14 protein-coding genes and 1 riboswitch are annotated in these 14869 nt (G+C 69.1%); of the genes, 12 read left to right on the top strand and 2 right to left on the bottom strand.

Features of this window, described 5'->3' with window-relative positions:
- The first annotated feature begins 167 nt into the window (after positions 1-167).
- Positions 168-332: riboswitch (cyclic di-AMP (ydaO/yuaA leader) on the top strand.
- A 14-nt stretch (positions 333-346) separates the two neighbouring features.
- From QM693_RS13445 to QM693_RS13430, 4 genes are all read left to right on the top strand, one after another.
- On the top strand, positions 347-892 hold the full coding sequence (locus QM693_RS13445) for an NlpC/P60 family protein (RefSeq protein WP_198601990.1): 546 nt from the start codon (positions 347-349) through the stop codon (positions 890-892).
- Positions 893-1272: 380 nt separating this feature from the next.
- Positions 1273-2325 (top strand): C40 family peptidase, encoded by a 1053-nt coding sequence (locus QM693_RS13440; RefSeq protein ID WP_280782585.1) that lies wholly within the window; start codon positions 1273-1275, stop codon positions 2323-2325.
- A 49-nt stretch (positions 2326-2374) separates the two neighbouring features.
- Positions 2375-3736: a peptidase MA family metallohydrolase gene (locus QM693_RS13435; RefSeq protein WP_283352574.1), complete on the top strand. Its 1362-nt coding sequence runs from the start codon at positions 2375-2377 to the stop codon at positions 3734-3736.
- Between the two features lie 42 nt (positions 3737-3778).
- A complete protein-coding gene (locus QM693_RS13430) occupies positions 3779-4906 on the top strand; it encodes a glycosyltransferase family 4 protein (RefSeq protein ID WP_280782583.1) in 1128 nt (375 codons plus the stop codon).
- Between the two features lie 60 nt (positions 4907-4966).
- Here QM693_RS13430 and QM693_RS13425 read toward each other — a convergent pair whose 3' ends face one another.
- Complete coding sequence (locus QM693_RS13425; RefSeq protein WP_280782582.1) at positions 4967-6778, bottom strand: AMP-dependent synthetase/ligase; 1812 nt, start codon at positions 6776-6778, stop codon at positions 4967-4969.
- Positions 6779-6946: 168 nt separating this feature from the next.
- Between QM693_RS13425 and QM693_RS13420 the strand changes: the two genes are divergently transcribed.
- The 6 genes from QM693_RS13420 to QM693_RS13395 all read left to right on the top strand — a co-directional run bounded on the left by QM693_RS13420 (position 6947) and on the right by QM693_RS13395 (position 11502).
- Positions 6947-7321 (top strand): hypothetical protein, encoded by a 375-nt coding sequence (locus QM693_RS13420; RefSeq protein ID WP_005260151.1) that lies wholly within the window; start codon positions 6947-6949, stop codon positions 7319-7321.
- Positions 7322-7473: 152 nt separating this feature from the next.
- Positions 7474-7911 (top strand): SRPBCC family protein, encoded by a 438-nt coding sequence (locus QM693_RS13415; protein WP_009473765.1) that lies wholly within the window; start codon positions 7474-7476, stop codon positions 7909-7911.
- The gene (locus QM693_RS13410; RefSeq protein WP_283352604.1) at positions 7908-9149 is read left to right on the top strand and encodes an ArsA family ATPase; all 1242 of its coding nucleotides are present in this window, start codon (positions 7908-7910) and stop codon (positions 9147-9149) included. Before QM693_RS13415 ends, QM693_RS13410 begins: the two co-directional genes overlap by 4 nt.
- Positions 9146-9547, top strand: coding sequence for a hypothetical protein (locus tag QM693_RS13405; RefSeq protein WP_283352573.1), 402 nt, complete (start codon positions 9146-9148; stop codon positions 9545-9547). The genes QM693_RS13410 and QM693_RS13405 overlap by 4 nt, the downstream gene beginning before the upstream one ends.
- Positions 9548-9599: 52 nt before the next feature.
- Positions 9600-10613: an ROK family protein gene (locus QM693_RS13400; RefSeq protein ID WP_280782580.1), complete on the top strand. Its 1014-nt coding sequence runs from the start codon at positions 9600-9602 to the stop codon at positions 10611-10613.
- Between the two features lie 130 nt (positions 10614-10743).
- Positions 10744-11502, top strand: coding sequence for a lysophospholipid acyltransferase family protein (locus tag QM693_RS13395; protein WP_283334249.1), 759 nt, complete (start codon positions 10744-10746; stop codon positions 11500-11502).
- A 13-nt stretch (positions 11503-11515) separates the two neighbouring features.
- On the opposite strand, the gene QM693_RS13390 is transcribed toward QM693_RS13395, so the two are convergent.
- Positions 11516-12838, bottom strand: coding sequence for a glycosyltransferase 87 family protein (locus QM693_RS13390; RefSeq protein WP_283352572.1), 1323 nt, complete (start codon positions 12836-12838; stop codon positions 11516-11518).
- 67 nt (positions 12839-12905) lie between these two features.
- Between QM693_RS13390 and QM693_RS13385 the strand changes: the two genes are divergently transcribed.
- Positions 12906-13397 carry a polyadenylate-specific 3'-exoribonuclease AS gene (locus QM693_RS13385; RefSeq protein WP_011594241.1) on the top strand — a complete coding sequence of 164 codons (492 nt, stop codon included), beginning with the start codon at positions 12906-12908 and terminating at the stop codon, positions 13395-13397.
- Between the two features lie 42 nt (positions 13398-13439).
- A complete protein-coding gene (locus tag QM693_RS13380; RefSeq protein ID WP_280782577.1) occupies positions 13440-14825 on the top strand; it encodes a class II 3-deoxy-7-phosphoheptulonate synthase in 1386 nt (461 codons plus the stop codon).
- Positions 14826-14869: the final 44 nt, after the last annotated feature.

The raw sequence follows: 14869 nt of genomic DNA, 5'->3' as shown, positions 1-14869 counted from the left end.
AACCGCCTGTTATCCGGTCGTTACCGAATGTGGGTATCGCGCGCCCGCAAAGCCGGAATCGGCCCAAACGGACACTTTCCGCGTGTTCCGGTCGACATCGGGGTATTCCATTTCGTAACCTTCCTGAGACCTAGCGGAGTCTCGCAGCCCCAACACCGGGGCAGCATCGCTAGTCACCGCCTAATCGGCCACTCGCGAGAGCGGTCGTACCGGGAACCCAAGTTTCTACTGGGGTGAATCCCGCCGGGACGTCCTCACGCACCGGTGGGTAGGGCTGATCTTCCCAGCCCGAACCCGTCAGCTAACTCGGTCGGCGGATGAATGGAAGAAACGGAGTACCCCTTTCGTGGCGTCACAAGTTTCCAAGCGGAATGTGCGACGGGCAGTCGTCGCCGGCGCGCTCGCAGTCGGAGCGCTCACCGCGACCGCGGCCCCCGCGGCCGCAGATCCCGTCACCATCCCCGGAGTCGGAACCTTCGAGATCCCGGGTGTCGTCATCCCGCAGATCCCCGGTGTCCCGAACCTGCCCGCGCCCCCGGCGCCGGCCGGCACCGCAGGTGACAAGGCCGTTCAGGCCGCACAGACCAAGCTCGGCTCGCCGTACGTCTACGGCGCCGCCGGCCCCAACTCGTTCGACTGCTCCGGTCTGGTGCAGTGGGCGTTCAAGCAGGCCGGACTGAACCTGCCGCGCACCAGCTACGCGCAGGCGGCGGCAGGCGCTCCCGTCTCGCAGTCCGATCTCCGCCCCGGCGACGTCGTCTCCTTCTACGGCGGATCGCACTCGGGCATCTACGCCGGCAACGGCAACGTGATCCACGCCTCCACCGAGGGTCAGCCCGTCAAGTTGGCGCCCATCGCGTCCATGCCTTTCGACGGCGCACGCCGCTACTGATCCACACGCGAGGCGAGGCATCCACCGAGTCGAGGGCGGGGATGCACGGGGTAGCTTCGTAGGATCTCGCACGACCACCGAGGGTGGGTTCGAATCACGATTCGAACCCACCCTCGATGTCGTTGCGCCCCAGGCAGACAGCGTGTCGTTCACCCGTCGGGTGGTCCCCGCCACCCCATTCGTGACATAGGTGGACACAAACGTATGCCGTTCCGTAACCTATCCGAGACCTTGCGAAGTCTTGTCGCGCCAACCGGGCGGCAACGCGGGTCACCACCTCTTCGGCACTCCACGGTCGCATCGGCCGAGGAAATCCCTGAGCCGCGCCTCGGACACCCGGCCCGGCTGGTGGAGAGCGACGATCGGAGAACTGCATTTCCGTGGCCTCACACAAGATGAAGCGCTCCCTGGGCAGCGTGCTGACCGCCGGCGTGCTGTCGGTGGCCCTCGTGTCGCTGCCGGCGATCCAGGCCGGCGCAGACCCGGTGACCACCAACCCGACCGACGCGCTGACGAAGCTCGGTGACCTGTCCCGGCAGTCCGAGCAGACGTCGGAGGCACTCCACAACGCGCAGATCGATCTCGCGGCCAAGCAGTCGGCGCAACGCGACGCCGACGCGCAGCTCGCAACGGACCAGGGTGTGCTCGACGCCGCCAACGCGCGCGTCGCCGTCTTCCAGCCCGTGGTGAACAAGCTCGCCACCGCCAACTACCAGGGCGCACGGACCAATCGCCTCTTCGCCGTAATGGTGAGCGATTCGCCGCAGCAGCTCCTGGACCAGATGTCCGCCCTGGACGCCATCTCCAACGACACCCGCAATCAGGTCGCGCAGTTCCAGTCGGCCACGTCGGAAGCCACGAAGGCCGCCGAGGCGTCGAAGAAGTCCGCCGATGCCGCACGGTCCGCGACCGAGCAGGCCAAAGCGGTGAGCGACGATCTGCAACGCAAGCAGAGCGACCTGCAGGCGCAGATCGCCGACGTGATCAAGGCATTCGGAGATCTCACCGGCGCCGAACGCGACCAGCTGGCGGGCACGCCCTTCCCGCCCGGCTTCGACCCGAACACGATCCTCGCGCATCTCACCCCCGGCTCGGGCACGAGCGCGCTGCAGGCAGGCATGACCCGTATCGGCGACCCCTACGTGTGGGGCGCCACCGGTCCGGACGAATTCGACTGCTCGGGACTGGTCGTGTGGGCGTACAAGCAGATCGGCAAGACGCTGCCGAGGTCCAGTCAGGCGCAGGCCAGCGGCGGCACCCCGGTGTCCCGCGACGCCCTGCAGCCCGGCGACGTCGTCCTCTTCTACAACGACGCGTCCCACGTCGGCCTCTATGCAGGAAACGGCAACATTCTCCACGCCTCGACGTTCGGTGTGCCGGTGAAGATCGAGTCGATGGCGAAGTTCCCCTTCTACGGGGCGCGCCGCTACTGACGGCGACCGTCCGACAGCGGCGGCCGGGCGTGCTCATACACTCACCGGCGTGCCCGCTTCAGACCCGTCTCCCGCAACGGATCCGACCTCGCGCCGTCAGGCGCGCCCGTGGGAGCTGGCCGCACTGGCCGGACTCGTCCTCGCCGTCGTCGTCGTCCTCGCGCTGACCGGGTTCTCCCGGACCGAGCGGGGCACGGACGGAGCCGTCGGTACCGCGCAGGCCGACGCCGACGCGCGTGCGACAGCCGTCCAGACGCTCCTCGACACCTGGGCGTCGGCTGTGCGGACGAACGACGCGGCCCGGTTGTCCGGTCTGATGGATCAGGCGGCGGCACCGGGATTCCTGGCCGCCGAGACGCGGCGGGCGGGCAACGTTGCCGGGGTCGAGTTCTCGGACTGGGGCTACGAGATCGCCGAGGGCGCCCAGACAGCGGTGCCGTCGAGCCTCGGCGACGCGCTCGGGGCCGACGAGGTGTGGGCCCCCGCCGTGCAGCTCCGCTACGCGATCGCGGACGAGAGCCCCACCCGCAAACCGGTGGCTCTCGTCGTCGCCCGGCGCGGCGAGCGCTGGGCACTGGTCAGCGACAGCGCCACCGTGGACGGCGACCGGCGGACCTGGCGCGGACCGTGGGATTTCGGACCCGTCGTGTCGCGTCGCGTCGACACCGGTGACGGGCAAACGTCGGTGGTGCTCGGACATCCCGAGAACGCCACCATGGTCGACCGGCTGGCGGACGAACTCCCCGCCGCCGTCGTCAACGCCACCCAGCTGTGGGGTTCGAACTGGGCGGGCCGCGCGCTCGTGTGGGTCGCGGGATCGCAGGACGAGTTCACGGCGCTCGTCGGCCCGAATCACGACGGACGCGACATCGCCGCCGTCGCCATCTCGGACGCCGTCGACCCCGACGCCGCCACGGTCACCGGACAGCGGATCGTGTTCAGCCCCGCGTCCGAGGACCGGCTGACCGAGGTCACCCGGCGGGCGATCCTGCGGCACGAGCTGATCCACGTGGCGGCGCGCGCCGAGACGGTGGACCGCTCACCGATGTGGGTGCTGGAGGGCTACGCGGAATACGCGGCATACCGGGGTACCGGCGAGGCCGAACGGCAGATCGCGCCGGCACTGACCGCGCAGGTGGGCGCCGAGGGTCCGCCGACCGAGTTCCCCGAGGACACCGACTTCTCCGGATACGGCGAACGCGGCTCGGTCGCCTACGAGACGGCATGGTCGATCAACGCCTTCGTCGCGGAGCAGTACGGCGAATCGAGGCTGACGGAACTGTACCGGACGCTGGCCGTGGGCGAGGCGGACCCGGCGACGGTCGACGGACGGCTGTCCGACGTCCTCGGCGTCGACGCCGATCAGTTCCGCGACCGCTGGACCGACTGGGTGGGCGCTCACCTGGGGTGACCCTGCGTCGCCTGCGCACGGTCCACCGCCTACGGTGATCACATGCGCCGAACCCTGTTGGTGACGAACGATTTTCCGCCGCGACCCGGTGGAATCCAGTCGTACCTGCACACCTTCGCCAAGCACCTGCCCGCCGACGACCTGGTCGTCTACGCCCCGCGCTGGCGCGGCGACTCGCATATCAAGTTCGATGCGCGGCAACCGTTTCAGGTCGTCCGGCACCCCACCACGTTGATGGTGCCCACGCCGTTCGTCGCCCGCCGGGCCGCCAAGCTGCTCGCCGAACACGACTGCACGGGCGTCTGGTTCGGCGCAGCGGCCCCGCTCGCGCTGCTGAGTTCGACGCTGCGCCGCGCCGGGGCGGAACGGGTGGTCGCCAGTACCCACGGGCACGAGGTCGGCTGGTCGATGCTCCCCGCCGCCCGCCAGGCCCTCGGACGGATCGGCGACCGGACCGACGTCGTCACGTACGTCAGCCGGTACACGAGGGGCCGATTCGCGTCCGCGTTCGGCGCGAGTGCCGCGCTCGAACACCTGCCGTCCGGCGTCGACACCGACCTGTTCACCCCGGACAGCGGCGCGCGGGCCGAACTGCGGTCCCGGTACGGGCTGGGGGAGCGGCCGACGGTCCTGTGCCTGTCCCGTCTCGTGCCGCGCAAGGGCCAGGACATCCTGATCAAGGCGCTCCCAGGCATCCGCGAGCACATCGACGGCGCCGTGCTCGTGATCGTCGGCGGCGGCCCCTACGAGGACCGTCTGCGCTCGCTCGCGCGCTCGGTCGGGGTGGAGGACCACGTCGTGTTCACGGGCACGGTGCCGTCCGCGGAGCTGGCGGCGCACCACACGATCGCCGACGTGTTCGCGATGCCGTGCCGCACGAGGGGCGCGGGACTCGACGTCGAAGGCCTCGGCATCGTCTTCCTCGAGGCGTCGGCCACCGGTGTGCCGGTCATCGCCGGACAGTCCGGTGGCGCCCCGGAAACGGTGCGGCAGAACGAAACCGGGATGGTCGTGGACGGCACGTCGGTGGCCGAGGTGGCGCGATCGGTGATCTCGGTGCTGTCGGATCGCGACCGCGCGGCCGCGATGGGTGCGGCCGGCCGCGAATGGGTCAAGGCGGAGTGGCGATGGGACGTGCTCGCCGCCAAGCTGCAGGCACTGCTTGCGTGACCGCCCGTGAGTACTTGTCAACCGCGGGCGGTTAACAAGTACTCACGAGCCCGGAGGGCACTATTTCGCGTAGATGGCCGCGATGTCGTCGGCGAAGCTGTCGTGCACGACGTTGCGCTTGAGCTTCATCGTCGGCGTGAGCTCGCCGGTTTCCTCGGTGAAGTCGACGGGCAGGACCCGGAACTTCTTGATGGCCTCCGCGTGTGACACGAGCTTGTTGGCCTCCGCGACGGCTTCGTCGATCTCGGCCGTGAGGTCGGCGTCGGTGAGCAGATCCGCGACCGTGGTCCCTGCGGGCTTGCCGTTGCGCTCGTTCCATGCGGGCAGTGCGTCGGCGTCGATGGTGATCAGCGCGCCGATGAACGGCTGCTGGTCTCCGACGACGATGGCCTGGCTGATCAGCGGGTGCGCACGCAGGTGATCCTCGAGCTGGGCGGGGGAGACGTTCTTGCCACCCGCTGTGACGATGATCTCCTTCTTGCGGCCGGTGATGGTGATGTACCCGTCCGTGTCGACCGACCCGAGGTCGCCGGTGTGGAACCAGCCGTTCTCGATCGCGTCGGCGGTCGCGTTCTCGTTGCGCCAGTACCCGCTGAAGACGACCGGCCCCGACAGCAGGATCTCACCGTCGTCGGCGATGCGAACGGAATTGCCCGCCAACGGCTTGCCGACCGAGCCGACCTTCTGCTCGCCGATCGTGTTGACCGCGAAAGCCGCGGACGTCTCGGTGAGGCCGTAGCCCTCGTAGATCGTGATGCCGATGCCGCGGAAGAAGTGGCCGAGGCGGGCGCCGAGCGGGGCGCCGCCCGAGATCGCCAGCTGGCATTTGCCGCCGAGCGCGGCCCGCAGCTTCGAGAACACCAGCTTGTCGAACAGTGCGTGCTTGGCCTTGAGGACCAGTCCCGGCCCGCCCTTGTCCTGAGCCTCGCTCCAGGCGATGGCCGTCTCGGCGGCGGCGTCGAAGATCTTGCCCTTGCCCTCGCCGTGGGCCTTGGCGCGGGCGCTGTTGTACACCTTCTCGAACACCCGCGGCACCGACAGGATGAAGTCGGGGCGGAACTCGCCGAACGTGGGGACGAGGTTCGGGATGTCGCTGGTGTGTCCGAGTGCGGCGCCGGCGTCGAACGACGCGATGCTGACGGCGCGCGCCAGCACATGCGCCATCGGCAGGAACATGAGGGTGCTGACGCCGGGCGTCTTCAGCAGGGTGCCGAGGCTGGAATCGAGGATGCCCTTGGACTCGGCGATGAGGTTGGAATGGGTGAGCTGGCAGCCCTTGGGCCTGCCGGTGGTGCCGGAGGTGTAGATGAGGGTGGCCGGATCGCTCGACTTCAGCGCGGCGACGCGGGCCCGGACATCGGCGTCGGGAACGTCGGCGCCCAGTGCGGTCAGTTCCTCGACGACGCCGCGGCCGCCGTCGGACGCCTCGATCTGGTAGACGCCGCGCAGCGCGGTCGCCTCGGCGGCGACGGCCTTCACGGTGGCCGCGTGTGTCGCGTTCTCGACGACGAGATCGATCGCGGCGGAGTCCTCGAGGATCCACCGGACCTGCTCGGCGGAGGATGTCTCGTAGATCGGGACGGTGACGCCGCCCGCTGCCCAGATCGCGAAGTCGACGAGGGGCCACTCGTAGCGGGTTGCCGACATCAGTGCCACCCGGTCGCCCTGCTGGACGCCGAGGGCGATGAGACCCTTGGCGACTGCGGTGACCTGTGCCGCGAATTCGGCGGCCGTGACGTCGGTCCAGCGTCCGCCGATCTTGCGCTTGTACACGACCAGCGTCGGGTCGGCCGCGGCGTGGGCGAACACCGAGTCGACCGCGGACGCGTCCTCCGCGATCGTGAACGACTGTGGCGCGCTGAACTCGGGCACGAAAACCTCCGACACTGAAGATACTGACGAGTAGGATTGCGTTCCCAACTTTAGACCTTCCCCGGCCAGGTCTGCTTCCTGGCCGAAGAAGGGTGGTCAGAGCCCTGTCCGCGCGGTGCCGCGGAACCCCGCGGCCACCGCTCACGGCGGTATGTGAAGCTAGTCGCCGTGAGCAGCATTCAGGTCGCAGACCAGACGTTCATCGCGGCCCCACCGCAGCAGGTCGCGGCGGCGATCGCCCCGCCGGCCCGCTGGCGCCGATGGTGGCCCGATCTCACCCTCGCCGTCCGCGAGGACCGGGCCGAGAAGGGCATCCGGTGGACGGTGGCCGGACCGCTCACCGGGACCATGGAAGTGTGGCTCGAGCCGGTGCTGGACGGAGCGATCGTCCACTACTTCCTCCACGCCGAACCGGCCCGCAGCGAGGGCACCCCCGATCTGGCCGCACTGAACCGTCGCAGGCGCGTCGAGGGCAAAGTGATGTCCTTCGAAGTGAAGAAGGAACTCGAGGCAGGTCGCGCTGCGGGAGAACCGCCGTCCTGAGGCGGATCCGCCCGCCGCGGCAGGGTCGGCATTGTGTCAGAGCGCCGAGATCGTGTGTGATAGTCGGGCACAACACAGACATACGAAACCGGTAACGGCGTGGCCCCGCGATCGACGAGCGGGTCGGCCAGGCGAAAGGAAGCGTTCACTCCATGCCCGAGAGGACCAAGAGGTCGATCAGTATCGAGGCGCCGCCCGCCCGGGTGATGGATGTGATCGCCGACTTCGACGCGTACCCGGCGTGGGTGACCGCCGCGAAGTCCGTCGAGGTAATGGAACCCGGCAAGGGCGGCCGGGCCGACCGGGTGCGGTTCGTGCTCGACGCCGGCATGGTCAAGGACACGTACGTACTCCGCTACGACTGGGCGCCCGACGGCAAATCGGTCAGCTGGGAACTCGAGTCCGGGGAGATCCAGAAGTCGCAGTTCGGTTCGTACGTTCTGGAGGACGAGCCGGGCGGCGGCACCACCGTCACGTACGAGCTCACCGTCGACCTCACCATCCCGATGATCGGCCTGTTCAAGCGCAAGGCGGAGAAGGCGATCACCGACACCGCGCTCAAGGAACTCAAGAAACGGGTGGAAGGCTGAGCAGCGAAGGTCGTGCCGGACCTGCCCGGGTCCAGTTCTTCGTCGGGAAGGGGGGCGTCGGAAAGACGACGCTCGCGGCCGCGACGGCACAGGCGGCCGCAGAGGCCGGACACCGGACTCTGCTCGTCTCGCTCGACCAGGCGCACTCTCTCGCCGACGTCATCGGGATCGCCGCCGCCCGGGACCTCGTGTCCGTGACCGACACCCTCGACGTCCTCGAACTCGACACCCTCACGTTGCTCGAGAACAGATTCCGGAGTCTGACAGCGGTTCTCGCGGCCGCCGGAACACACGACCACGGCGCCCAGCTGTCCGCGCTCGAACCGGAGGAGCTGACCGGGCTTCCCGGCGTGCAGGACGTGCTCGGGCTGCGTGAGGTCGTCCGGTTCGCCACCGAGGGCGACTACGACGCCGTCGTGGTGGACTGCCCGCCCACCGCGGACTGCCTGCGGACGCTCGCCGCGTCCGCGATGGCTCTCGAGTACATCGAGCGGGTGTGGCCGCAGCACCGCCGCATCGCCGCGCTCCTGGGTTCCGATCCCCGCCTCGTGATGCTGGTGACGCTGATCGAACAGGTCGTCGCCGCGGTCGGCGAGGTCCGGGAGATGCTCGCGAACCGGGCGAAAACCACTGTGCGACTGGTGACGACACCGGAGCGGGTGGTGCTGACGGAGACCCGGCGCACCGTGGCGGTCGCCGCGCTGTCCGGCCTGCGCGTCGACGCCATCCTCGTGAACAACCTTCTGCCGCACTTCGATTCGCCGGCAGGACACGACGATCCCGGTGTGGCATGGTTGATCAGGCGGCGAGCCCTGCAGCAACGGGTCCTTGCCGAGCTGACCGCCTCCGCGGGCACCACCGTGATCCTCTCGGTGACCCGGTCGGTGACGGAGCCGGTAGGGTGGGCCGATCTCGGCGGAATCGCCCGGGAGTTGTATGCCGACGACACGGACGCGGTTGCGGTGCTGGGGAAGAACCCACCTGCGGTGCGGGTGGGGCTGGAATCGGGGGCCGGTGTGGATTCTGTGTACACGATGCGGATGTATCTGCCGCTCGTGAACCCGTCGACCCTCACGTTGGGTCGAGTGGAGGACGACTTGGTCGTGGGAGCTGAAGGGGTGCGCCGCCGGGTCCGCCTCGCCTCGGTCCTGCGCCGGTGCGTCGTCGCGGGCGCAGAACTCGACGGAAGTGATCTGGTCGTGCGCTTCACGCCCAACCCGCAGGTGTGGCCGGTATGAACGACGACCACGCGCAGCTGGTGGCGGAGCTGCGGGCACTCGCCGAGACCGCCCTGGACCGTCTCGAGCCGCTTCTCCAGCGTGCGGCGGCGCCGCACGCCCAGGCGGGCGTCGAGGACGCGCCCCCCGGAACCGGGCAGTGGTCGGGATGCACGTGGTGCCCGGTGTGCGCACTCGCGGCTCTGATCCGCGGCGAGCAGCACGATCTCGTGACCCTGCTCGCCGGCCAGGCGTCCGTGCTGATCGCGGTGCTGCGGCAGGTCCTCGACGAACACGCCGTTCACGACACCCCGGGCCCCGGCGGTCCCGACGCTCCGGAACCCGGCCCCGGCGGCGGAACGTCCGAAGCGGACGGCGGCTCGGCGTTCGAGCCGATCACGGTCACCATCAAGCATTGAGCGTGCCCCGCGAGGGCCGGATCGCCGGACTCGTGCACGTCGGCGATCCGGCATGGGCACAATCATCTCCATGAGCACAGGCACGGGCAGCGAACGTGGCGGCAGCGCGGCGCTGACCATCGGCATCGACGTGGGTGGAACGAGCATCCGTGCGTCGGTGGTCGACTCGGCCGGTGAGGTGCTCGACTCGCTCCAGTCGCCGACCCCGGCGTCGGCGAAGGCGCTCGAGAACGGCCTGGACCGGGCGGTCCGGGAGCTGTCCGCACGGCACGACGTCGCCGCCGTGGGTCTGGCGGTCGCCGGATTCATCACCCCCGACCGCACGACGGTGCGGTTCGCGCCGCATCTGCCGTGGGTGGGTGCACCCGTCGGCCGGGACCTCGGGCAGCGTCTCGGTCTGCCGGTGATCCTCGAGCACGACGTGAACGCGGCGGCGTGGGCCGAGCACCGGTTCGGTGCTGCGGCAGGCGGCCGGAACGTGGTGATGCTCGCCATCGGCACGGGCATCGGGGCGGCACTCCTCGCGGACGGTCGGCTGTACCGCGGCAGCCACGGCGTCGCACCCGAACTCGGCCACATCCAGGTGGTCCCGGACGGACGGCCGTGCGCGTGCGGCAAGCACGGCTGCTGGGAGCGGTACTGCAGCGGGACGGCCCTCGTCGACACCGCGATCGAACTTCTGGCCGCGGATCCGGCGACGTCGACGGTCCTCGCGCGGGACGTGGCGGTCGATCCGGGTGCGCTGACGGGCAGGCGGATCGCGGGCGCGGCACAGGACGGCGATCCGCTGGCACTGGAGACCATGCGGGAGTTCGCCCGTTGGCTCGGCGTCGGCCTGGCGCTCATCGGGGATGTGTACGACCCGGATCTCGTCGTGATCGCCGGCGGCGTCGCGAGTTCCTCGCCGCTGTTCATCGACGAGGCCCGCGAGCACTACGCGGCTCTGACGACGGGGGCCGGGCACCGGCCGCTGGCCCGCATCCGGCCGACCCAGCTGGGGGAGGCGGCGGGCATGATCGGAGCGGCGGAACTCGCCCGGGCTGTCCTGCCCGATCGGGTGGGTTGACGTCCGGCCCACTGCTGTAAACCCGCAGAGTGTGATGCTGTGCGGGCCTCCCGGCCGTGTGTAGCGACCCTCACCCGCCCGAAGTAGAGTCGACCCGAACGAAGCTTGGGTTGTGAACGGGAGGGACGCCATGTGGTACTGGCTCTTCAAGTACGTGTTTTTGGGGCCGGTTCTCTGGGGGCTGGGTAGGCCGACCGTGGAGGGTACGGAGAACATCCCGGCGGAGGGTGGCGCCATCTTGGCGAGTAACCATCAGGCCGTGCTGGATTCGTTCTTCCTGCCGTTGCGTGTGCCGCGGAGGATCACTTTTCTCGCCAAGAGCGAGTATTTCACCGGGACGGGACTCAAGGGCGCCTTCCAGCGCTGGTTCTTCTCGGTGGTCGGTCAGGTGCCGATCGACCGGACGGGCGCCGATGCCGCGCAGGACGCATTGAACGCCGGGTTGCGCGTCCTCTCGCAGGGCAAGCTGCTCGGTATCTACCCGGAGGGCACCCGGTCGCCCGACGGCCGCCTCTACAAGGGCAAGACGGGCCTGGCTCGCATGGCTCTGGAGTCCGGTGTGAAGGTCATCCCGGTCGCGATGATCGGTACGGAGAAGGTCAACCCGATCGGCTCCCGGGTGTGGCGTCCCGCGAAGGTCACCATCCGCGTCGGTGAGCCCATCGACTTCTCGCGTTTCGAGGGCATGGGCGGCAACCGGTTCGTCGAGCGGGCCGTCACCGACGAGGTCATGTACAAGCTGATGAAGCTGTCGGGTCAGGAATACGTCGACATCTACGCGGCGACGCTGAAGAAGAAGGCGCCCGCCGCCGACGCCTCGGTGGCCGATGCGGCGCCTGCGAGCGACGCCACCACCGTCACGCGACTGCCGGACACGCGGGCGAGCTGACGGCCGCGACCTCTCAGCCGACGGGGACGGTGAGATCGTCGGAGGTCTCCGACCGATCGTCCTCGTCGGACTGGGAGCGGCGGGTGCGGAACGCGAAAATCGCGACCAGCACCACGGCGAGTCCCCACCACACGTACGACGACGCCAGGAACTGATCCCACAGATTCCAGTGGGTTCCGCTCCACCGTCCCACCCCGAGTTTCCAGTGCGCGGCGAGCCTCACGACGACGACGCCGACCACGGCCACGACCGCCAGGGCGACGCTCCGGCGACGGTAGGCGAGGACGCCGAACACGAGGATCACCGGCACGGACCACACCCAGTGGTGTGACCAGGACACGGGGGAGACGAGCAGTCCGAGGACGGCGTTGAGTCCCAGCGCGAGCGCGGTCTCGCCGGATCGCAGCGCTCGCACCATCGCGAGAATCACGAGTGCGAGAACCACGACGCTCAGCAGCAGCCAGATCGGGGTGCGCACCGAGTCGCTCAGTCCGAGCCGGGCCAGCACACCGGTGATGCTCTGGTTCGCGGGATACGCCGGGGTGCCGATCCGATCGGAATCGAAGAGGGTGTGCGTCCAGTAGGTGACGGAGTCGTTCCACGTCGCGATCGCGCCCACGGCGCTGAACGCCAGGAAACCGACCCCGGTCACGATGGCCGAGCGAAAGTCCTTGCGCACCAGGAAGTACACAATGAACACGGCAGGCGTCAGCTTCACCGCCGCTGCGAGGCCGATCAGCACGCCGCGCGGCCACGGCGTCTTCTTCGGCAGGCAGTCCGCCGCCACCAGCAGCATCAGCAGGATGTTGATCTGCCCGTAGTCGAGGGTCGACGAGACGGGTTCGAGGGCCATCGACACCGCGAGCGCACCGAGGGCCGTCCACACCAGCGTGGTGCGGGGTGCGATGCCCAGCGAGTCGAGCGTGACGACGAGGACGCCGAACAGCGCGATCAGCGACAACACCGTCACGACGATCCCGGCCGTCGCCAGCGACACCGTCGACAGCGGACTGAAGACGACGGCGGCGAGCGGTGGGTACGTGAACGGCAGGAAGTTGCCCATCTGGGTGGCAGGCATCGACCCGTACAGGGTCGGGCCGTGCAGGAACACCGAACCGCCCAGGCGGTAGACGTCGAGATCCAGCCGGTAGTAGCTGCCGAAGTCCCGCAGGCCGGGCAGTCCGAGCAGGTTGTAGGCGAATCCGACCGCGAGCCCGGCGAGGACGAGGACCCGGACGACGAGACCACCGACGCGGAGATGCGGAGGCACCCGCGGGGAGTCGAGCGTGTCCGCGACAGGGACGGCGGACTGTCGACCGTCGGAGGTTGCGCGCACCGAGGCCTCCTTCACGAGGTAGGGGTGGATCCGGATGACGCCAACGGGTGAGGCATAGTTTGCGGGCGTGCGTTACTTCTACGACTGCGAGTTCATCGAGGATGGTCGCACGATCGACCTGGTGTCGATCGGGGTGGTCGCAGAGGACGGACGTGAATTCTACGCAGTGTCCACCGAGTTCGATCCCGACCGGGCGGGCAAATGGGTGCGCAGGAACGTGCTGCCGAAGCTGCCGCAGCCGTCGTCGCCCCTCTGGAAGAGCCGCGCCCGCATTCGCGACGACCTCTACGCGTTCCTGATTCCCCGCCCCGGCATCGTCCCCGAACTGTGGGCGTGGGTGGCCGCCTACGACCACGTCGCCCTCTGCCAGCTGTGGGGGGACATGACGGAGCTACCGCAGTCGCTGCCCCGGTACACGCGGGAACTCCGCCAGTACTGGGAGGAACACGGCAGTCCGGCGCTCCCACCTGCACCGGGTGACGCGCACGACGCGCTCGCCGACGCCAGGCACAACCTGGCGAAGTTCGAGGCAGTTCAGGCGGCGCGCTCACTCCGGTGACCTGACTCGCCATCGCTCCGGTCGAGCGAATATCCTGTATGGGTGAACTGGACTGTCGACGTGCCGATCGACCGCTTGCCCGAACTCCCGCCGCTGCCCACCGAGATGCGTGAGCGCCTCGATGCAGCGTTGGCCAAGCCCGCTGCTCAGCAGCCGCAATGGCCCGAGGGTCAGGCCGCCGCGATGCGGACCGTCCTCGAGAGCGTGCCCCCGATCACGGTGGCCAGCGAGGTCGTGGCCCTGCAGGAGAAGCTGGCTCAGGTCGCTCGCGGCGAGGCGTTCCTTCTCCAGGGCGGTGACTGCGCCGAGACGTTCGCCGACAACACCGAGCCGCACATCAAGGGCAACATCCGCACCCTGCTGCAGATGGCCGTCGTCCTGACGTACGGGGCGAGCCTGCCCGTCGTCAAGGTCGCCCGTATCGCCGGTCAGTACGCCAAGCCGCGGTCGTCGAACGTCGACGCCCTGGGCCTGCAGTCGTACCGCGGCGACATGATCAACTCCCTCGTCGCCGACGAGGCCGTGCGCGCCCACGACCCGTCGCGGCTCGTGCGGGCGTACGCGAACGCCAGCGCCGCGATGAACCTGGTCCGCGCGCTCACCGGCGCGGGCATGGCCGACCTGCACAAGGTGCACGACTGGAACCGCGAGTTCGTGGCGTCGTCGCCGGCCGGGGCCCGGTACGAGGCACTTGCCGCGGAGATCGACCGCGGGCTGCAGTTCATGAACGCCTGCGGCGTCACCGATCCCAGCCTGCACCACGCGCAGATCTTCGCCAGCCACGAGGCGCTCGTCCTCGACTACGAGCGCGCGATGCTGCGCCTCGACAACGACGACGACCACGCGAAGCTGTACGACCTGTCCGCCCACTTCCTGTGGATCGGCGACCGCACCCGTCAGCTCGACGGGGCCCACATCGCATTCGCCGAACTCGTGTCGAACCCGATCGGCCTGAAGATCGGGCCCAGCACCACACCGGAGATGGCGGTCGAATACGTCGAGCGGCTCGACCCCACCAACAAGCCGGGTCGCCTCACCCTGATCTCGCGGATGGGTAACAACAAGGTTCGCGACCTGCTGCCGCCCATCGTCGAGAAGGTTCAGGCCACCGGTCATCAGGTGATCTGGCAGTGCGACCCGATGCACGGCAACACCCACGAGGCGTCCACCGGCTACAAGACCCGCCACTTCGACCGCATCGTCGACGAGGTCCAGGGATTCTTCGAGGTCCACAACGGACTCGGCACCTACCCGGGCGGCATCCACGTCGAGCTCACCGGTGAGAACGTCACCGAATGCCTCGGCGGCGCGCAGGACATCTCCGACCTCGACCTGTCCGGTCGCTACGAGACGGCGTGCGACCCCCGCCTCAACACCCAGCAGTCGCTGGAACTGGCGTTCCTCGTCGCGGAGATGCTCCGCGGCTGACCGCAGGGCGTACATTCACATTCAGGGGAACTCACTGCCCTGCA

Origin of the sequence: Rhodococcus sp. IEGM 1305, assembly GCF_030058635.1 — a bacterium.
GTDB classification, from domain to species: Bacteria; Actinomycetota; Actinomycetes; order Mycobacteriales; family Mycobacteriaceae; genus Rhodococcus_F; species Rhodococcus_F opacus_D.
The sequence above is the reverse complement of the archived record's forward strand: the minus strand, read 5'-3'. Positions and strand labels throughout refer to the sequence as shown.